A 17,894-nucleotide genomic window follows, 5' to 3' on the forward strand; every position below is an offset into this window, starting at 1 on the left:
AGGAGAACCGGAAGAAGGGCGCTCAGGCCTTCAGCTTGAGCAGATAGATCAGCGGGCCGGCCATGGCCGTGTCGAGTTCGAGGAAGCTCTCGAAGTCCTTGCCCGCCATCCAGTACGGGTCCCAGTTGTTGCGCTTGATGGTCTTCACCCACAGGTCGTGCGTGGTGGCGCGGCGCACCGCGTCGAGCAGCACGGCCTTGCGGTAGGGCGGCACCTTCTTGCCGGTCATCACGCCGCGCCAGTTGGCAAGGTCGGCATCGACGCCTTGTTCGCGCACCGAGGTGATGCCCTGGAACGGCTGCTTCGACGACACGCCGATGGCGCGCAGCCTGCCGCTGGCCAGGCTGTCGCTGAACTCGCTGTAGCCCGAGATGCCGGCCGCCGCCTTGCCGGTTTCGAGCGCCTCGACCACCTGCGCGCCGCCCGGATGCGCCTGGTAGGCCAGGGTTGAAGAGGCGCCCGCCACGCGCGCCAGCATGCCGGCGTACATGTGGTCGACACCGCCGGCCGAGCCGCCCGCGATGACCGTGTTGGCGGCATCGGCGCGCAGTTGCGCGATCAGGTCCTTGGGGGTCTTGATGGGCGAGTCGGCCTTGACCGCCACCACTTCGTAGTCGCTGGTCAGGCGCGCCACGGGCGAGACCTGGGCCATGGTCACGGCTGGCTTCTGCAGCGCCACCGCGCCGACCATCACCATGCCGCTCACGAGCAGGGCTTCGGGGTCGGCATCGTATTTCTCGACGTACTTGGCCAGGCCGATGGTGCCGCCCTTGCCGCCGATGTTCTCGTACACCACGTTGCCCACCGCGCCAGAAGCCAGCAGGGCGGCGCCGAGTGCGCGGCCGGTCTGGTCCCAGCCGCCGCCTTCGTTGGCGGGAATGACGATGCGAAGCTTGCTGCTCAGCGGTGCGTCGGCTGCCCTGGCGGCACCGGGCCACAGCGCGGCGTGCCCCGCGCCGGCAGCGGCGGCCGATGCCGCGATCCATGCCGAGAAACTGCGGCGGGAGAGAGGTGCGGACGTCGACTGGGGCATCTTGTTTCCGGTTGTCTGTGGGGAAACTGAATGATGTCCGCGAAATATGCGAATCGTTCCCGCAGGCGGGCAGGGACAAACCCCGATGGACGCCCGCCGGCCGGGAACACGTTTCTTACTGGAACGCCACTTCGGCAAAGCTGCGAAGTTTGCGGCTGTGCAGCCGTGTCGAGCCTTCTTCGCGCAGGATGTCGATGGCCCGCATGCCGATGCGCAGGTGCTGTTCGACGCGCTCGCGGTAGAAGTGATTGGCCATGCCGGGCAGCTTGATCTCGCCGTGCAGCGGCTTGTCGCTCACGCACAGCAGGGTGCCGTAGGGCACGCGAAAACGGAAGCCGTTGGCCGCGATGGTCGCGCTTTCCATGTCCAGCGCCACCGCGCGGCTCTGGCTGAAGCGGCGCTGCGGCTGGTTGCCGGGCAGCAGCTCCCAGTTGCGGTTGTCGGTGCTCGCCACGGTGCCGGTGCGCATGATCTTCTTGAGGTCGGGGCCTTCGTAGCGCGTGATGTCGGCCACGGCTTTTTCGAGCGCGAGCTGGATCTCGGACAGCGCGGGAATAGGCACCCACAGCGGCAGTTCTTCGTCGAGCACGTGGTCTTCGCGCACGTAGGCATGGGCCAGCACGTAGTCGCCCAGTTGTTGCGTGTTGCGCAGGCCGGCGCAGTGGCCCAGCATCATCCAGGCGTGCGGGCGCAGCACGGCGATGTGGTCGGTGATGGTCTTGGCATTGGCCGGGCCGACGCCGATGTTGACCATGGTGGTGCCGCTGCAGTCTTCGCGCACCAGGTGGTAGGCGGGCATCTGCGGCAGGCGCGGCGGTGCGGTGCCCTGGCTGCCATCGAGCAGGTGGGCGTAGCTGGTGCTGGCGCTTGCCGCCAGGCCGCGCCGGCGCGTGACCACGTTGCCGGGCTCGATGAAGGCCACGTACTCGCTGTTCTCGTCGGCCATGGCCTCGTGGCCCAGGCGCACGAACTCGTCGATGTAGAACTGGTAGTTGGTGAACAGCACGAAGTTCTGGAACCACTCGGGCGCGGTGCCGGTGTAGTGGCGCAGGCGGTGCAGCGAGTAGTCGACGCGCGCGGCCGTGAACAGCGACAGCGGCTGCGCTTCGCCGTCGCGGGCCTCGAAGGTGCCGTTGGCAATGCCGTCGTCCATCACGCCCAGGTCGGGCAGGTCGAACACGTCGCGCATGAGGGCGCGGCGCTCGGCGCTCATGGTGCCTTCGATGTGGTCGTTCTCGGCAAACGAGAAGTGGATCGGAATGGGCTGCGTGCTGGTGCCCACCTCCAGCTCGACCTGGTGGTTTTCGAGCAGCAGGCGGAACTGGTCGAGGTAGTAGCGCGAGAACAGGTCGGGCCGCGTCAGCGTGGTCTCGTAGCGGCCCGGCCCGGCCACGAAGCCGTAGCTCAGACCCGCATTGGCCGGCGGCGTGTGGCGCGAAACCGTGTGCGTGTGCACCCGCACGAAGGGGTAGCAGGCGCGCACCCGGCCGGGCAGCGCCTCGCCGGCGACAAAGCGCAGCATCGACTCGCGCAGGTGGGCAAGCCCGCCCTGGTAGATGGCCTTGACCTGTTCGAGGGCGGCGGCGGCATCGGTGAAGCGGGCGGGGGCGACGAAGGTGGGCATGTAGGGCATGCCGGCATTGTGCAATGCGGTCGTGGCTGCTGCCTGACCGCGCGGCGGCGGTTCAGGCCCCGGGGTTCAGGCCCGGGTCAAGCCAGCAGGCAGGCCAGCACCTTGGCGAGCATGTCGTTCACGTCGGTGGCCTGCACCGCGCCCGGCAGCTCGATGTCGCCATGCATCACGAACACCGGCTTGCCCCACTTCAGGCCCAGCGCCATTTCAGACAGCGTGCCCATGTTGCCGCCGATGGCGATCAGGCAAACGCCGCTGCGCGCCACGATGGCATTGCGTATCTCGCCCATGCCGGTGGGGATGGCCACGCTGAGCCATTCGTTGGCGTTGCGGTCGTCGTCCTCGGGCAGGATGCCCACGGCGATGCCGCCGGCCTCGGTGGCGCCGCGCGAGGCCGCGGCCATCACGCCGCCGCGCCCGCCGCAGATCACCGCCATGCCCGCACCGGCCAGCGCATGCGCCACTGCGTACGCGGCCTCGCATTCGGCCGGGCCGCCGTCGCCGGGGCCGATCATGGCCACCGGCTGGCGATGCCGCGCCGGGCCCCATTGCTTTTGCGCCAGGCGCGTCAGCGCCTCAGTGACCGGCGCCGACAGCACCGCGCTCGCGCCTTCGCGTAACGACATCGCCCACTCCCATCACGATCACACACACCACCATCAGCACCAGCGACAAGGCCGCTGCCACCGCGAAATCGGAACCGCCGTCGCCCACCTGCGCGAGCAGCATCAGCGGCAGGATGTTCAGCTGCGTGCCCACCAGCGCCAGCGCCGTGCCATACGTGCCCATCGCAATCGCGGCCACCATGCAGGCGTTCGACAGCACCGAGGGCATCACCTCGGGCACCACCGTGTCCCAGAAGGCGCGCGCCTTCGACGCCCCCAGCGTGCGCGCCGCCTGCGCCGGGCGCAGGTCGAGGTTGGCGAACACCGGGTACAGCGACAGCGCCACGCGCGGGATCAGGTAGTAGGCATAGGCAAAGCCCAGGCCCGACACGCTGTAGATCCAGCTCCCGATGACGGCCGGGTCCGCACCCAGCCCCGCGAGCAGCTGCGTCACGAAGCCCGCGCGTCCGAACGCCAGGATGAAGCCGTAGGCAATCACCAGCCCCGAGAAGGCCAGCGGCAGGCCCAGCAAGGTCATCATCCATTGGCGCCGGCCTTCGGGCTGGCGCGCCAGCTCGATGGCGATGCAGGTGCCCACCAGCGCCGAGATCGCGCCCGCCGCCAGGCCCAGGCCCAGCGTGTTGCGCAGCGCGCCCAGGAACAGCGGGTTGCCGAACAGCCGCCCGAAGGCGCTGCCGCCCTCGCCGAAGGCCTCGGGCAGCAGCGCCGCCAGCGGCACCGCGAAGAACAGCGCCATGAAGGCCCATGCGGGCCAGGCGCCAAAGCGTCGCATCACGTTCCTTCGGGCCTTCTTACTTGCCCAGCGCGGCTTGCGCCCAGAGCTTGTCGACCTCGGCCTTGCGCTCCGACGCTTTCACCACGTCGAGCGGCTTGATCTGCGGCGCGGCCGGCATCTTGGCGGCAATGTCGGCCGACAGCGGCGTGCCCGGCACGGCCGGCCGCACGAAGCCCTGTGCGAACAGCGACTGGCCCGCCTCGCTCATGATGAAGTTGAGCCACAGCTTGCCGGCGTTCGGGTTCGGGCCGTTCTTCACGAGGCTGATGGCGTAGGGCGCGGCCACGCTGGCTTCCTTCGGAATCACCACTTCCACCGCGTCGCCCATGCCGTCGACGTGCTTGGCCTTCAGGCCGTCGTTCTCGTAGCTGATCCACACCGGGATCTCGCCCTTCAGGAACTTGGCATACGGCGTGGTGCCTTCCACGCGCAGCACGTTGCCGGCCGCGTGCAGCTTGCCCAGGTAGTCGGTGCCGGGCTGCACGTTGTCGACGCTGCCGCCGTTGGCATAGGCCGCGGCAAAGGTCAGCACCTGGCCGATGCCGGTGGAGCGCGGATCGAGGTACACCACCGTGCTCTTGAACTCGGGCTTGAGCAGGTCGGCCCAGCCGGTCGGCACGTTCTTCACCAGCTTCTTGTTGATCAGGAAGGCGATGTTGAGCGTGTGGATGGTGAACCAGCGGCCCTCGGCCTCGCGGAACACCGGCGGCAGCTTGTCGAAGTTGACGGGCTTGAAGGGCGCGACCACGTCCTTCTTCGCGGCATCGACGGCCGAGGCGGCGAAGTAGTAGGCGGTGTCGGCCTGCGGGCGGCGCTTGGTTTTTTCGAGCGACACCACGGTGGCGGCCGAGCCGATGTCGTTGTAGGTCAGCTCGATCTCGGGGTAGCGCTTCTTGAAGGTGGCGAACAGCGACTTCCAGTTGGCCCATTCGGGGCCGGTGTCGAAGGACACGCACAGGCCTTCCTTTTGCGCTTCGGCGTACAGCGCCTTCTCGCCCGCATACAGCTCGGGGCCGTCGAAGGCGAAGGCGGTGCGGGCCGCGAGCGTGGCCAATGACAGCACGGGCAATGCGCCGGCGGCCTGGATCAGATGTCTGCGTTGCATGGTGGCTCCTCGATGGAATGGGTCGGTAGTGAAGGCGGTGGGCTCAGTGGTCGAGCAGGCGGATGTGTTCGGGCGCAATGCCGATGGCCTCGGCGGCCGGCGCGGGCGATTCGGCAAGAAAGGGCTTGCCGGCGCCGGCCACTTCGAAGTCGTAGCGTGTGAGCGCGCCCAGGTAGCGCTGCGCGCCCGTGCGGCCGGGCAGGCGGTTTGCGCTGTCGGGCGCCGGATCGGGCTGGATGTGCTCGGGACGCACCAGCACATGCACCGGCGTGCCGAAGGTGCGGCTGCCGGTGTCGGCGAAGAGTTCGGCAAAGCCCATGTCGAGCCGGCCCGGCGACGACACCTTGCCCGGCAGGATGGTCGAGAGCCCGACGAACTCGGCCACCGCGCGGCTCGCGGGGTTTTCGTAGATCTCGCGCGGCGTGGCGATCTGCAGCAGCCGGCCGTCCTTGAGCATGGCCACGCGGTCGGCCATCACCAGCGCTTCTTCCTGGTCGTGCGTGACCAGCAGCGTGGTGGCATTGAAGCGTTGCTGGATCGAACGGATCTGGTCTCGCAGGTGGCCGCGCACGCTGGCGTCGAGCGCCGACAGCGGCTCGTCGAGCAGCAGCGCACGCGGGTCGATGGCCAGCGCACGTGCCAGGGCCACGCGCTGCTGCTGGCCGCCCGAGAGCTGCGCGATGGCGCGCTGCGCGTAGTCGCCCAGCCCCACGATGTCGAGCAGCTCTTGCGCACGCTGGCGCCGCGCGGCCGTATCGACCTTGCGCAGCTTCAGGCCGTAGGCCACGTTGTCCAGCACGCTCAGGTGCGGAAACAGCGCATAGCTCTGGAACACCATGCCGATGTGGCGCTGGTGCACCGGCGTGCGCGACATCTCCACGCCGTCGAGCGCGATGCGGCCGGTGTGGCCCGTCTCCAGGCCCGACACCAGCTTCAGCAGCGTCGACTTGCCCGAGCCGCTCGGCCCGATCACCGCCACCAGTTCGCCGGTGCGCACGTCGAGCGACACGTCGTGCAGGCCGTGCGTGCTGCCGGGGTAGTTGTAGCTGACGTTGTCGAGAAGGAGGCTCATGGCGGATTACGCGCGTTGCTTCACGAGGGAAGAAGAAAGAAGGGCCGACGCGCTCGCCAGCACCAGCAGGATCACCGTGGCCGCGCAGGCAAAGCCCGTTGCGCCATAGAAGGCCTGCAGCAGCACCACCGGATAGGTGCGGTTCTGGAAGCTCGTGAGCAGGTTCGACACGCCGAACTCGCCCACCGAAATGGCGGCCACCATCACCAGCCCGCTGATCAGGCTCTGGCGCAGGCTCGGCAGCACGATGCCGGTGAACTGCTGCCAGCCCGAGGCACCGAGCGTGGCGGCCGCCTGTTCGAGCCGGCCCAGGTCGAGGTGGCGCAGGTCGGCCAGCAGCGTGTTCGTGAGGTAGGGCAGCGTCAGGATCGCGTGCGCCGCGATCAGCAGCGGCATCGAGCCCAGCCAGGGTGCCAGGTCGGTGTTGAACACGATCATGTAGCCGAAGGCCATGGTGATCGGCGGCACGGCCACCGGTGTGGCGCTCACGATGCGCGCCGCCAGGCTGCCGCCGCGCCGCGCGCCGTGGTACAGCGCATAGGCCAGCGGCAGCGCCAGCACGGTGTTGATCGCGCAGGCCGACATGGCCACCACCAGGCTGTTGACGAAGGCCTTGCGGAAAGACGGGTCGAGCCAGAGGTCGACATACCACTGGCCCGTGATGCCCGTGGGCAGCAGCGTGTTGGTCCAGTTGCCGCCCACGCTGCCGACCAGCAGCAGGGCGATGGGCAGCAGCAGGTACAGGCCGTAGATGAGCGAGATGCCGCGAACCAAGGTTGTCTCCAGTGTCATGGACACCCGGCATACTTTCCGGATGCGCTACTGTCTGCGCCAGGCGTGCCGCAGCGTTCCCCGAATTCTAGGAAGCCGATGAGTACCTATGGGTGAAAGTTGGATGACGACGCTTGAGCAATTGGAAAATGTTTTTCACCGAGGTTTCATCAACCGGAGCCATGCATGAAGCGTGACTGCCCCACCATCCAGGAGCTGCTGGCCTTCGACGCGGTGGCGCGCCACGAGAGCATCACCCTTGCTGCCGGTGCCCTGTGCATCACCGTGAGCGCGGTCAGCAAGCAGATCGCGGGGCTCGAAGCTTTCCTCGGCCGCGAGCTGCTGCAGAAGAACGGCCGCGGCGTGCAGCTCACGCCGCAAGGGCGCGTGTACTGGCAGAAGATTTCGGGCGGCCTGCGCGCCATCGAGACCGCGACCTTCGAGGCGCGCTCGGGCGATGCCGGTGCCGGCCTGCTCACGCTGGCGAGCGTGCCCACCTTCCTCACCAAATGGCTCATTCCGCGCCTGCCGGCCTTCAGCCAGAAGAGCCGCCACGTGATGCTGAGCTTCAGCCGGCACCTGGAGCCGAGCGACGGCATTCCGGCCGGTGTCGATGCGGCGATCCGCTACGGCCCCGACGGCTGGCCGGGCGTGGTGTCCGAATACATCGCGGGGCGCGAGTTCGTGCTGATCGTGGCGCGCTCGCTGGTCGAGGGGCGCCACCGCATCGTGCAGCCGGCCGACGTGGTGGGCCACACGCTGCTGCATCACGAAGGCGCGCCCACGGCCTGGCGGCAATGGGCCGCGCAGCACGGCGTGCCCGAGGTGCAGACCGTGGCCGGCCCGCGCTTTGCGCAGTATTCGGCGCTGATCCAGGCGGCGCTCAACGGGCTGGGCATCGGGCTCGTGCCCAAGCTGCTGGTGCAGGAAGAGCTTGCCGAAGGCTCGCTGCTGAGCCCCTGCGGCACGCCGGTGAGCGTGAACCAGGGCCACTACCTCTGCTACCGGCCCGACCGCCTCGACCTGCCCGCCTTCGCGGCGTTTCGCGAATGGCTGCTCGAAGAGGGCGTGGCGTCGCGCGGGGCGGAAGCATGACGCATGAAAGGCATGAAGTGCGTGTCTTCGCTAACCTCTGCAACCGCAGAGGAACAACCAAGGAAGTGAATCGATGAAAGTCGCAGTGATGGGTGCCGGCGCGGTCGGCTGCTACTACGGCGCCATGCTGGCGCGCGCGGGCCACGAGGTGGTGCTGATCGGGCGGCCTTCGCATGTCGAAGCCGTTCGGGCGCATGGCCTGCGGCTGGAGACGAAGGCGTTCGACGAACACGTGCGGCTCGGCGCGAGCACCGAGGTCAGTGCGGTGCAGGGCGCCGATCTCGTGCTGTTCTGCGTGAAGTCCACCGACACCGAATCGGCCGCGGCGCAGATCGCGCCGCACCTGTCGGCCGACGCATTGGTGCTCACGCTGCAGAACGGTGTCGACAACGACGCCCGCGTGCGCGCCGTGCTGCCGTCGAATGAAGTGGCCGCCGCCGTGGTCTATGTGGCGACCGAGATGGCCGGCCCTGGCCATGTCAGGCATCACGGCCGCGGCGAACTGGTGATCGCGCCCTCGCGCGCCAGCGAGCAGGTGGCGCAGCACCTGATCGCGGCCGGCGTGCCCACGCAGATTTCGGACAACGTGCGCGGCTCGCTCTGGGCCAAGCTGATCCTCAACTGCGCCTACAACGCGCTGTCGGCGGTCTCGCAGCTGCCCTATGGCGAACTGGCGCAAGGCGTCGGCGTGACCGACGTGATCCGCGACGTGGTGGCTGAATGCATCGCCGTGGCCAAGGCCGAGGGCGTCGTCATTCCGGGCGACACCGACGCCGCCGTGCGCGGCATCGCGCAGTCGATGCCTTCGCAATACTCATCGACCGCGCAAGACCTCGCACGCGGCAAGCCCAGCGAGATCGATCACCTCAACGGACTGGTCGTGCGGCGCGGCGAAGCGCTCGGCGTGCCCACGCCGGCCAATCGCGTGTTGTTCGTGATGGTGAAGCTGCTTGAAGGCAAGCAGCAGAAGGTGCGCGCCTAGCCGGGCATCGGTTCGCGCATCGTCACGAACTCTTCGGCCGCCGTGGGGTGGATGCCGATGGTGCTGTCGAAGATGGCCTTCGTCGCGCCCGCTCGCATCGCCACCGCAAAGCCCTGCACCACCTCGCCCGCGTCCGCGCCCACCATGTGCAGGCCGACCACGCGGTCGCTTTTCTTGTCCACCACCAGCTTCATGAAGGTGCGCTCGCTGCGGCCCGAGAGCGTGTGGCGCAGCGACTTGAACTCGCTGGAGAACACCGTCACCTCGCCGAACTTCGCGCGCGCATCGATCTCGCTGTAGCCACAGGTGCCGATGTTCGGGTGGGTGAAAACGGCCGTCGGAATGAACTCGTAGTCGAGGTGGCGCTTGCCCTTGCCGAAGAGTTCGTCGACCACCACCATCGCTTCGGCCAGTGCCACCGGCGTGAGCTGCACGCGGGTCGACACATCGCCCACCGCGTAGATCGACGGCACCGAGGTGCGGTAGTGCGCATCGACGGCAATCGCGCCCTTGTCGTCGAGCTTCACGCCTGCTGCTTCGAGGCCCAGGCCCTGGGTGTTCGGCACGCGGCCGGTGGCGAAGAGCACCGTGTCGGCCTCGATCTGCTGGCCGCGCCCGAGCGTGACGGTCAGCCCGTGCGGGCCACGCGAAATCGACGAGGCCTCGCAGTTGAGCCGCAGGTCGACACCCGCCTTGTCCATCTCCTTCGCGAGAAAGTGGCGCACGTCGTCGTCGAAGCCGGTGAGCAGGTGCGCGCGGCGATGCAGCTGCGTCACCTGGGCGCCGAGGCCGTTGAAGATCGATGCGAATTCGCAGGCGATGTAGCCGCCGCCCACCACCAGCAGGCGCTTAGGGAACGGGTCGAGGTCGAACATCGCGTCGGAGGTCACGATGTGCTCGCGGCCCGGAATGTCGGGCACGAAGGGCGTGCCGCCGGTGGCCACCAGCAGGTGGCGCGCGGTGTGGCGCTGGCCGCCGATCTCGACCGTGTGGCCATCGACCAGCTGCGCCCACCCGGTGATCAGCGTGACGCCCGAGTTCTTCAGCAGCGAGGCATAGATGCCGTTGAGCCGCGTGATCTCTTTGGCGCGCTGCGTCTTCAGGTGCGCCCAGTCGAAGCGCGGGGCTTCGGGAAGCGTCCAGCCATAGCCCGCCGCTTCCTCGAAGGATTCGGCATAGCCCGCCGCATAGCTGTAGAGCTTCTTCGGGATGCAGCCCACGTTGACGCAGGTGCCGCCCAGCTCGGCAGCCTCGGCCAAGCCCACGCGGGCGCCGGTCTGCGCCGCCATGCGCGCGGCGCGAACGCCGCCGCTGCCGCCGCCGATGACGAAAAGATCGAAGTCGAATGTGCGCATGAAAAGCTCCTTGAGCGCCGACTCTAGCGGCCGCCCGAAGGCAGCGCTCCGGGCGGGGCTTGCGCAGTAAGCCGCACTCCCCAAGGGCTATTGAAAGCACGTGCTTGACCCTGAAGCTGCTTCAGGGATTCCACTTGCGTCAGGCCCTGCGGGAATCCATCGCCACCGGCGACGTTGCCGCAGTCCTTCATCAGCAAGAACGGGAGAAGCACATGGGCATGTTGGAAAGACTTTTCGGTGGACACGGCGGCGGACGGCATGGCGGCGGTGGCGGCCATCACGGTTCCTCCGGTGGCTACGGCGGCTACGGAAACGGCGCGCCGCCACCGAACAACGGCGGTGGCGGTGGTGCCATCGCATGCCCGGCCTGCCGCGCGGCCAACGCGCCCGGCGCGCGCTTCTGCCAGCAATGCGGCACGTCGATGCTGCCGGCCGCATGCGTCAAGTGCGGCACCACGATGCAGGCCGGCGCGAAGTTCTGCGGCCAGTGCGGCCAGTCGTCGGAGGCTGCGTCGCGAGGCTGACAGCGCAAGGGAGAACCAAGCATCTGCCGCGAGCGAGAATCCGCGCTCGTCGGCAATGAGGGACTCCCCATGAAGAATGACCGCACCGCGCATCCAGCGGGCAAGGCACAAGATCGAGGCAATGCAGGAGCGATGAAGGCGCTGGGCCGGGTTTCAGTCCTGGCGCTTTGCGCAATGGCTGCCGCACCCGCCAGCGCCCAGCTCGCGCGCAAGCCGTCTTACTACCAGCAGCAGAACCAGCCCCAGCCCGAAGGCCCCGCCGCGCAACTGGTGCCACGACCGGCCGTGCCGTCGTCGCTGCCCGCGCTGCGCAGCCAGGGCGACTTCGACACGCTGGCGCGCGTCTACGACGCCGGCACGCCGATGCAACTGGCCCACGTGCTGTTCGTGATCGACCGGCAGGCCAAGCCGGCGCGCATGTACTACATCGACACGCCGCGCTACCAGCTGCATGTGCGCTTTCTGCGCGACACCCGGCTCACGCCCAACACCATCAAGCGCGAGATCGACCGCAACTACCTTGTGCCTGACCGGCGCTTTTTGTTCGGCACGCTGAGCTGGCAGCAGAACATCGGCACCTTCACCTATGAGTTCTGGGAAGGCGACCGGCTCACCGCGCCGCTGCTGCGGCAGGCCGATGCGCAGATCAAGGCCAGCTTCTTCGGCCCCGTGAAGTTCAAGACCAACTCCACGCTGCACGAGCGCGTCGCGAAGGAAACCGGGCTCGACTACGTGAGCCAGGAGGCGCTGATCCGCGAGCAGCCCTACATGCCGATGAACCTCGGCACCGCCACCGGCCGCGTGCGCATCGTGGACGAAGCCGCGAGCGCGAATGCACTGAACGCGCTGCTGCCCGACGACATCGCCGTGCTGCGCCAGGTGCCGATCGGCCTGCCGCCCGTGGCGGGCGTGCTGACCGAGCGGCCATCGACCGCGCTGTCGCATGTCAACCTGCTCGCCAAGGGCTGGGGCATTCCCAACGCCTACGTGCGCGATGCCGCGACTGTGCTGAAGGAACACGCGGGCCAGTGGGTTGCGCTCAAGGTCGCGGCCTCCGGCTACCAGGTGCGCCGTCTCACGCCCGAAGAAATCGCCGCGCTGCCGCCGCGCGCCGTGCGCACCGCATCCACCGGCGCCACGCCCGGCGGCGCGAAAGCCATCAAGCCCGACCTGCGCGAAACCCGCCTGCTGCCGCTCGCCTCGCTGCGCGCGCGCAACAGCGCGCAATGCGGCACCAAGGCCGCGAACCTCGGCGCCATGCAGGCTGCGCACATTCCCGGCACATCCGTGCCCGACGGCTTCTGCATTCCCTTCGCGCACTACGACCGCTTCATGCGCAGCAACGGCCTGGCCGATCGCATCGCACGCATGCAGCAGCAACCCGGCTTCGCGAGCGACCCGCAGCTGCGGCAGAAGGCACTGGCGCAACTGCGCGACGAGATCGTGCAATGGCCGGTCGATGCAGCCACCGCGGCGGCATGGCGGGCCGCATGGCAGGCACAGCTGGGCGGCGGCGGTGTGTTCGTGCGCAGCTCGTCCAACTCCGAAGACCTGCCCAGCTTCAGCGGCGCGGGGCTCTACACCACCATGCCCAACGTCAAGACCGGCGACGCACTCGAGGTCGCGGTGAAGAAGGTCTGGGCCTCCGTGTTCAACCCCGAGGCCTGGGAGGCGCGCAGCGCCGCGGGCTTCGGCGCCGAGTCGGTGCTGATGGGCGTCTTCGTGCAGACCGCCATCGACTCGACCAACGCCGGCGTGATGATCACCCGCGACCCCTTCGACGCGGGGCATCCGCATGTGACCTACATCTCGGCCAAGCGCGGCATCGGCATCCGCGTGGTCGAAGGCAAGCGCGTGGCGGAGCAGGTGATGTATTCGAGCTGGTCGAAGGCCATCCAGGTGCTGAGCCGCTCGGCCGAAGAGACTTCGCTGCAGCTCGACAAGGATGGCGGCGTGAAGGAAGTGCCAGTGGAAGCCGGCCGCAACGTGCTGACCGATGAACTGGTGGTGCGGCTCGCCAATGTGGGTGCGGCAGTGAAGCGCACCTTCAACGCGGTCGATCAGGACATCGAATGGGCGACGGTGGGCGACAGGATCGTGCTGCTGCAGGCGCGGCCGTATGTGGAGCGGCGGCGCTGACCGGGCACTCTCCCCAGCAGATACTGCGGCAGCCACAGCGGGCATCACGACAAACAGGGTTTCACGAACCGGTGAAAAATTCCGCCATCCGGCGGATGTCGCGCAAGACAACGGTGGCCACAGCGCTGGCCCCATCCTATTGATTGAAGGACGCAAAAAAGATGAACGCAACGACTGAAGACAAAGGCTACGCGGGCGACGTCACGCCCGAGCAGGCTGCACAGTGGCTGGCAAGCGGCGAGGCCGTGATGGTCGACGTGCGCACCGACGCCGAGCGCGAGTGGGTCGGCTTCGTGCCGGGCGCCGTGCCGCTGGCGTGGAAGCAGTGGCCCGGCATGGCGCTGAACCCCGCCTTCGATGACGGCGTGCGCGCCGCAGGCGAGGGCGGCAAGAAGCTCGTGCTGCTGTGCCGCAGCGGCGTGCGTTCGATTGCTGCTGCCAAGCGTGCGACCGAACTGGGTCTGGTGGCCTACAACATCCTCGAAGGCTTCGAGGGGAACCCGGATGCGGACGGCCATCGCGGGCTGCTTGGCGGCTGGCGCAAGCGCGGGCTGCCCTGGAAGCAGAACTGAACTCGCGTCCGCTAAAAGGCCGAAGGCCTTGTGTCTCCGCTGCCTGAGCGTGCTCGCAATGCCTCGTACAGCTGTGCGGGGCCAAGCAGTATGTCTTTCAGCCCATCGCGGACACGCTCCGAGCCCAAGGCCTGGGAACTCATGGCCTGGTGTGCCTCGAAGGCGTCGATGATCGCGTCCATGAGGGCCTTGCCCAGGTCCGGCGAGTTTGCGAACTGCTCCTTGCTGTTGCTGGCCGCCTGTTGGACCAGGGTCTCGTTCTCCAGTAGCTTGCCCTTCAGCACGCCGTTGATGTACACGAGCTGGTCGTCATCGGTCAGCTCACCTTGAAAGAGGCCGTTCACCTTCTCGATGATCTCGACCAGGTAGACCGCCTCTTTCTCCTGGACACGGCCCGTGCCCACCGCATCCATGGGGGCCAACTTGTAGGTGCCATCCGCATTCAGCCCCATCGGCTGCTTGCCTCGACTCTTCAGTGTGTGGTGAGTCAGCACCACCTTGGACAGGTCCACGGTGTCGCGTTCGCGGCCGAAGTCCAGCAATGGGACGAGTCGCTTGTAAAAGAGAAAGCGCTTTTCGATGTCGGTGTTGCCGTAGTCGAAGATCTGGCTAAGGAAGGCATACAGGCGCACATAGGCACCCATGTCATTCTTGAACAGCAGCAGCGCGTCCAACTGGTCCTTGGCTGTTTGAGCGGCCTTGTGGTCGTGCTTCTCCTCGGCTGCCGCCAGATCTTGCTGCGTGGCCTTGTAGCGCTTGAGCAGGCGGTCGGCCACGGGCGCGATGGCGGCGTCGAGCTGCTTCTGCGTGCCGTTCGGGTCCAGGTCCACCTTGGCCACGCGGTCCACCTCGTACTCATCGTAGTAGCCCGTGGCGTCCAGCTTGGCGCGCAGGTCGTAAACCTGATGCGGGTCGGTCACCGTTTCCAGCTCAGCGGTCTCGTAGTAGGTCTTGAAGGCCGTGAGGATTTCCGCCGGCTCGTTGACGAAGTCCAGCACATAGGTCGTGTCCTTGCCGGGGTAGGCACGGTTCAGGCGTGAGAGCGTTTGCACGGCCTGGATGCCGCCCAGCATCTTGTCCACGTACATGCCGCACAGCAGCGGCTGATCGAAACCGGTCTGGAACTTGTTGGCCACCAACAGCAGGTGGTAGTCCTGCCCCTTGAACACTTCACGGATGTCGCGTCCGCGCAAGCCCGGGTTCAGCGTGTCATGGGTCTCGGTGACGGCATCGGGAAAGCTCTCAGGGTCGTTCACCTCACCTGAAAAGGCCACCAGCACGCCCAACGGATAGTTCTGCCTGGTGATGTAGGCGCGGATGGCTTTCTGCCAACGCACGGCTTCCTTGCGGCTGCCGACGACCACCATGGCCTTGGCCCGGCCTTCCAGCAGCGGCTGCACGTTCTCGCGGTAGTGCTCGACGACGATCTGAACCTTGCTGGCGATGTTGTAGGGGTGCAGTCGTACCCACTGCATCAGGCCCTTCATCGCTGTGTTGCGCTCAACCTGTTTGTCGTCCCACTCCTGTCCGTCGTGGGCCAGCTTGAATGCGAGCTTGTAGCTGGTGTAATTTTTCAGCACATCGAGGATGAAGCCCTCTTCGATGGCCTGGCGCATCGAATAGACGTGGAATGGCTGTGGCAGCCCGTTTGGCCCTTTGCGCCCGAAAAGCTCCAGCGTCTTGGCCTTTGGCGTCGCAGTGAATGCCACGTAGGTGAGGCTTCCATTGCCGCTCCCGCCAGCGCGCGCTTCCATCTGTGCAGCCAGCAGCGCTTCGGTATCCACTTCGCCGCCATCCTGCAACTCGGCCCATTCCTGCGCCGACAGCAGTTGCTTGAGCTTGGCCGCTGCCTCGCCAGTCTGCGAGCTGTGTGCCTCGTCGGCAATCACCGCGAAGCGCTTGCCCTCGGTAGCGGCCAGTTTCTGCACTTCCTGCAAGGCAAAAGGAAAGGTCTGGATGGTGCAGACGATGGTTTTCTTGCCGTCTTTCAGCGCCTGGCCGAGCTGCGCGCTCTTGCTGCCGTGCTCGTTGGTGATGCTGGCCACCACACCGGTGGTGCGCTCGAAGTCGAAGATGGCCTCTTGCAACTGCGCGTCCAGCACAGTGCGGTCGCTGACCACCAGCACGCTGTCGAACAGCTTTTGATGTTGCGCGTTGTGCAGATCGGCCAGAAAGTGCGCCGTCCACGCAATCGAGTTGGTCTTGCCCGAGCCGGCCGAATGCTGAATGAGGTAGCGCTCGCCCGGCCCCTTGTCGAACACATCCGCTACCAGACTGCGCGTGGCGTCGAGCTGGTGATAGCGGGGGAAGATGACCGCCTGCGGCTGCTTTTTGTCATCGCGTTTGCAGATGAGGTAGCGGTGCAGGATGTCCAGCCAGCTTTCGCGAGCCCACACCTCTTCCCACAGATAGGCAGTAGCAAACCCCTCTGGATTGGGGGCGTTGCCGGCGCCGCCCGCATTGCCGCGGTTGAAGGGCAGGAAGGTCGTTGCCGGCCCGGCCAGCCGGGTCGTCATCATCACTTCGGACTGGCTGACCGCGAAGTGCACCAGTGCACCGCCCGGGAAACCCAGCAGCGGCTCCAGCACGCCACCCTTGGGCTGCGGATACCGGTCGAAGCGGTATTGGTCCACGGCATCCTGAACGTTCTGCGTGAAGTTGCTCTTCAGCTCCACCGTGGCCACGGCGATGCCATTGAGGAACAGCACCAGGTCCAGCTCGTCCTTCGGGTTGTTGGGCGAGTGGCAAACCTGCTGCACCACGCGCAGCCGATTGGCTGCGTACTTCGCCTGGATGTTCGGGTTGATCGCCAGGGCAGGCTTGAACTGGGCCAGTTCCAGGGGCTCCCTGAGTCCAAGCATTTCCACGCCTCTGCGCAGCACGTCCAGCGTGCCCCGCTCGCTCATGCTCTTGCGCACGCGCTCGGCCAGCACCTGGGGCAGCGCGGAGCCATGTGTCCTGGAAAGGCGCTGCCAACTGTCGGTTTGCGTGGTCTCCACCCAGGCCAGCAGGTCGGGCAGAAACAGCCCATGGGCGCGATCGAACTGCGCGGCATCCCCTTCGGCATACAGCCAACCGTTGGCGGCCAAGTGAGCGCAGATTTCACGCTCGAAGTGGTGTTCCTGGTGCAGATTCATGGCGAGGTCAGGAGATCGGGTCGATGGGCTTGGAGCCAGTTTTCGGCACTGGCCAGCAATTGCGCGGCTTGCTCGATGCAGGCCTGCAGCGTGGCGGTGGAAACCGGGTCACCTTCATAGTCGCTCACATTGCGCTGCCGACGCAGCGCATCGAGCACGATGATCTGCGGCTGCGCCACACCCAGCGTCAGGCCCAGGCTTTGGATGGCCGTCTGGTGGTGACCGGGTTGGCTGGTGGACGTGCGGTAGCCGTTGGCCCATAGAGCCAGCATCGCGCATTGCATGATGCATTTGTAGGCCGCGTCGAATCGGTTGTCGGTGCTGACTTGCGCAATGTGCGCGTCAGCCAGATTTCGCCGTGCCGCCTGAAGCAACTTGGCGATGCCCGCGGCATCAGGCTGGTGGGCCTGCAGCCGCCCGATCGCCAGCAAGTTCTGCAAGCTCATCGGCTCCCCCCTTCACAAGCAATTTTGGTTTGGCCAGTATGTCGCGCGAGAATGCATCGCCACTGCGCGCGCGTTGCGCAAATTCCTCGGGCGTGTAGAGCACCGTGTTCACCTCGCGGCCCAGTGCCGCATGCAGAGGAAACACCGCCTGCGCCAGCGTCATGAAGTCCACGCTGCCCAGCACCAGCAGGTCGACATCGCTGCCCGGCGAGGGCGTGCCGCGTGCCACCGAGCCAAACACCAGTGCCAACCGGATCTGCGCATCCAGCGGCGCCAGCGCTTCGCGCACGGCGGGCACCACGCCGTGCGTCTTGCGGAACATGGCCGCCAGATCGTCGAACAGAGGATGGCGGGTGTTGGCGTTGTAGCGCACCTGGTTGCCCTGTTCGCTGCGCACCAGCAGCCCGGTGCGCGCCAGCTTGTCCACCTCTCGCGCCAGCGTGCCGGCATGGCTGTCGGTCAGGCGCGCAAGCTCCCGCAGATGGAAGGCCGACTGCGGCTGCAGCAGCAGCACCGCCAGCGCGCGCTGCCGCGCGGTGGGGAACAGCAGGTCCATCAGGGAGGAGTCGTTGCTCATTGGGCGACGATTGTTGCCAATAAGGCGACGTTCGGCAAGCCTTGCGCAGCAT

General features: G+C 67.0%; 16 protein-coding genes. 5 read left to right on the forward strand and 11 right to left on the reverse strand.

The window, feature by feature from the left end; translation table 11 throughout:
- Nucleotides 1-22 precede the first annotated feature (22 nt).
- The 7 genes from ACGLHS_RS30000 to ACGLHS_RS30030 all read right to left on the reverse strand — a co-directional run bounded on the left by ACGLHS_RS30000 (nucleotide 23) and on the right by ACGLHS_RS30030 (nucleotide 7,036).
- Entirely contained in the window at nucleotides 23-1,033 is a 1,011-nt protein-coding gene (locus ACGLHS_RS30000; RefSeq protein WP_176801172.1) for a tripartite tricarboxylate transporter substrate binding protein, read from the reverse strand.
- A gap of 115 nt (nucleotides 1,034-1,148) precedes the next feature.
- Nucleotides 1,149-2,666, reverse strand: a complete 1,518-nt coding sequence (locus ACGLHS_RS30005) for an AMP nucleosidase (RefSeq protein WP_093243496.1) — start codon at nucleotides 2,664-2,666, stop codon at nucleotides 1,149-1,151.
- A gap of 77 nt (nucleotides 2,667-2,743) precedes the next feature.
- The gene (locus ACGLHS_RS30010; RefSeq protein WP_394485463.1) at nucleotides 2,744-3,292 is read right to left on the reverse strand and encodes a TIGR00725 family protein; all 549 of its coding nucleotides are present in this window, start codon (nucleotides 3,290-3,292) and stop codon (nucleotides 2,744-2,746) included.
- Nucleotides 3,243-4,064 (reverse strand): ABC transporter permease, encoded by an 822-nt coding sequence (locus tag ACGLHS_RS30015; protein WP_093243257.1) that lies wholly within the window; start codon nucleotides 4,062-4,064, stop codon nucleotides 3,243-3,245. The genes ACGLHS_RS30010 and ACGLHS_RS30015 overlap by 50 nt, the downstream gene beginning before the upstream one ends.
- Before the next feature lie 19 nt (nucleotides 4,065-4,083).
- Nucleotides 4,084-5,172, reverse strand: a complete 1,089-nt coding sequence (locus tag ACGLHS_RS30020) for an extracellular solute-binding protein (RefSeq protein ID WP_394485464.1) — start codon at nucleotides 5,170-5,172, stop codon at nucleotides 4,084-4,086.
- A gap of 43 nt (nucleotides 5,173-5,215) precedes the next feature.
- Nucleotides 5,216-6,244, reverse strand: a complete 1,029-nt coding sequence (locus ACGLHS_RS30025; RefSeq protein ID WP_394485465.1) for an ABC transporter ATP-binding protein — start codon at nucleotides 6,242-6,244, stop codon at nucleotides 5,216-5,218.
- A gap of 6 nt (nucleotides 6,245-6,250) precedes the next feature.
- Complete coding sequence (locus tag ACGLHS_RS30030) at nucleotides 6,251-7,036, reverse strand: ABC transporter permease (protein ID WP_394485466.1); 786 nt, start codon at nucleotides 7,034-7,036, stop codon at nucleotides 6,251-6,253.
- Between the two features lie 165 nt (nucleotides 7,037-7,201).
- Here ACGLHS_RS30030 and ACGLHS_RS30035 point away from each other — a divergent pair, with 165 nt between their 5' ends.
- Together ACGLHS_RS30035 and ACGLHS_RS30040 are read left to right on the forward strand one after the other, a co-directional pair.
- Nucleotides 7,202-8,110, forward strand: a complete 909-nt coding sequence (locus ACGLHS_RS30035) for a LysR substrate-binding domain-containing protein (RefSeq protein ID WP_093243301.1) — start codon at nucleotides 7,202-7,204, stop codon at nucleotides 8,108-8,110.
- 73 nt (nucleotides 8,111-8,183) lie between these two features.
- Nucleotides 8,184-9,092 carry a ketopantoate reductase family protein gene (locus ACGLHS_RS30040; RefSeq protein ID WP_394485467.1) on the forward strand — a complete coding sequence of 303 codons (909 nt, stop codon included), beginning with the start codon at nucleotides 8,184-8,186 and terminating at the stop codon, nucleotides 9,090-9,092.
- On the opposite strand, the gene gorA is transcribed toward ACGLHS_RS30040, so the two are convergent.
- On the reverse strand, nucleotides 9,089-10,447 hold the full coding sequence (gene gorA / locus ACGLHS_RS30045) for a glutathione-disulfide reductase (protein WP_394485468.1): 1,359 nt from the start codon (nucleotides 10,445-10,447) through the stop codon (nucleotides 9,089-9,091). The two genes, ACGLHS_RS30040 and gorA, sit on opposite strands and share 4 nt — an antisense overlap.
- 218 nt (nucleotides 10,448-10,665) lie before the next feature.
- On the opposite strand from gorA, the gene ACGLHS_RS30050 reads away from it, so the two are divergent.
- From ACGLHS_RS30050 to ACGLHS_RS30060, 3 genes are all read left to right on the forward strand, one after another.
- Entirely contained in the window at nucleotides 10,666-10,971 is a 306-nt protein-coding gene (locus tag ACGLHS_RS30050) for a zinc ribbon domain-containing protein (RefSeq protein ID WP_394485469.1), read from the forward strand.
- 132 nt (nucleotides 10,972-11,103) lie between these two features.
- The gene (locus ACGLHS_RS30055; protein ID WP_394485662.1) at nucleotides 11,104-13,110 is read left to right on the forward strand and encodes a PEP/pyruvate-binding domain-containing protein; all 2,007 of its coding nucleotides are present in this window, start codon (nucleotides 11,104-11,106) and stop codon (nucleotides 13,108-13,110) included.
- Nucleotides 13,111-13,271: 161 nt separating this feature from the next.
- Nucleotides 13,272-13,682, forward strand: coding sequence for a rhodanese-like domain-containing protein (locus tag ACGLHS_RS30060; protein WP_394485470.1), 411 nt, complete (start codon nucleotides 13,272-13,274; stop codon nucleotides 13,680-13,682).
- Between the two features lie 11 nt (nucleotides 13,683-13,693).
- Here the strand turns inward: ACGLHS_RS30060 and ACGLHS_RS30065 are convergent, their stop codons facing one another.
- Genes ACGLHS_RS30065 through ACGLHS_RS30075 form a run of 3 tightly spaced genes read right to left on the reverse strand, consistent with a single transcriptional unit; the run spans nucleotide 13,694 to nucleotide 17,842 of the window.
- Nucleotides 13,694-16,819, reverse strand: coding sequence for a type I restriction endonuclease subunit R (locus ACGLHS_RS30065; RefSeq protein WP_394485471.1), 3,126 nt, complete (start codon nucleotides 16,817-16,819; stop codon nucleotides 13,694-13,696).
- Complete coding sequence (locus ACGLHS_RS30070; RefSeq protein WP_394485473.1) at nucleotides 16,816-17,265, reverse strand: DNA-binding protein; 450 nt, start codon at nucleotides 17,263-17,265, stop codon at nucleotides 16,816-16,818. The genes ACGLHS_RS30065 and ACGLHS_RS30070 overlap by 4 nt, the downstream gene beginning before the upstream one ends.
- Complete coding sequence (locus ACGLHS_RS30075; protein WP_394485474.1) at nucleotides 17,213-17,842, reverse strand: nucleotidyltransferase domain-containing protein; 630 nt, start codon at nucleotides 17,840-17,842, stop codon at nucleotides 17,213-17,215. Before ACGLHS_RS30075 ends, ACGLHS_RS30070 begins: the two co-directional genes overlap by 53 nt.
- Nucleotides 17,843-17,894 lie beyond the last annotated feature (52 nt).

Source organism: Variovorax sp. VaC1 (assembly GCF_043658315.1).
Taxonomy (GTDB): domain Bacteria; phylum Pseudomonadota; class Gammaproteobacteria; order Burkholderiales; family Burkholderiaceae_C; genus Variovorax.

Bases quoted from the DNA above. Each gene is read 5' to 3' on its own strand.
- ACGLHS_RS30035 (WP_093243301.1), top strand. From the start codon at position 7,202: ATGAAGCGTGACTGCCCCACCATCCAGGAGCTGCTGGCCTTCGACGCG.
- ACGLHS_RS30040 (WP_394485467.1), top strand. From the start codon at position 8,184: ATGAAAGTCGCAGTGATGGGTGCCGGCGCGGTCGGCTGCTACTACGGC.
- ACGLHS_RS30065 (WP_394485471.1), bottom strand. From the start codon at position 16,819: ATGAATCTGCACCAGGAACACCACTTCGAGCGTGAAATCTGCGCTCAC.
- ACGLHS_RS30020 (WP_394485464.1), bottom strand. From the start codon at position 5,172: ATGCAACGCAGACATCTGATCCAGGCCGCCGGCGCATTGCCCGTGCTG.
- ACGLHS_RS30070 (WP_394485473.1), bottom strand. From the start codon at position 17,265: ATGAGCTTGCAGAACTTGCTGGCGATCGGGCGGCTGCAGGCCCACCAG.
- ACGLHS_RS30015 (WP_093243257.1), bottom strand. From the start codon at position 4,064: ATGCGACGCTTTGGCGCCTGGCCCGCATGGGCCTTCATGGCGCTGTTC.
- ACGLHS_RS30055 (WP_394485662.1), top strand. From the start codon at position 11,104: ATGAAGGCGCTGGGCCGGGTTTCAGTCCTGGCGCTTTGCGCAATGGCT.
- ACGLHS_RS30005 (WP_093243496.1), bottom strand. From the start codon at position 2,666: ATGCCCTACATGCCCACCTTCGTCGCCCCCGCCCGCTTCACCGATGCC.
- ACGLHS_RS30000 (WP_176801172.1), bottom strand. From the start codon at position 1,033: ATGCCCCAGTCGACGTCCGCACCTCTCTCCCGCCGCAGTTTCTCGGCA.
- ACGLHS_RS30010 (WP_394485463.1), bottom strand. From the start codon at position 3,292: ATGTCGTTACGCGAAGGCGCGAGCGCGGTGCTGTCGGCGCCGGTCACT.
- ACGLHS_RS30075 (WP_394485474.1), bottom strand. From the start codon at position 17,842: ATGAGCAACGACTCCTCCCTGATGGACCTGCTGTTCCCCACCGCGCGG.
- ACGLHS_RS30060 (WP_394485470.1), top strand. From the start codon at position 13,272: ATGAACGCAACGACTGAAGACAAAGGCTACGCGGGCGACGTCACGCCC.
- gorA (WP_394485468.1), bottom strand. From the start codon at position 10,447: ATGCGCACATTCGACTTCGATCTTTTCGTCATCGGCGGCGGCAGCGGC.
- ACGLHS_RS30025 (WP_394485465.1), bottom strand. From the start codon at position 6,244: ATGAGCCTCCTTCTCGACAACGTCAGCTACAACTACCCCGGCAGCACG.
- ACGLHS_RS30050 (WP_394485469.1), top strand. From the start codon at position 10,666: ATGTTGGAAAGACTTTTCGGTGGACACGGCGGCGGACGGCATGGCGGC.
- ACGLHS_RS30030 (WP_394485466.1), bottom strand. From the start codon at position 7,036: ATGACACTGGAGACAACCTTGGTTCGCGGCATCTCGCTCATCTACGGC.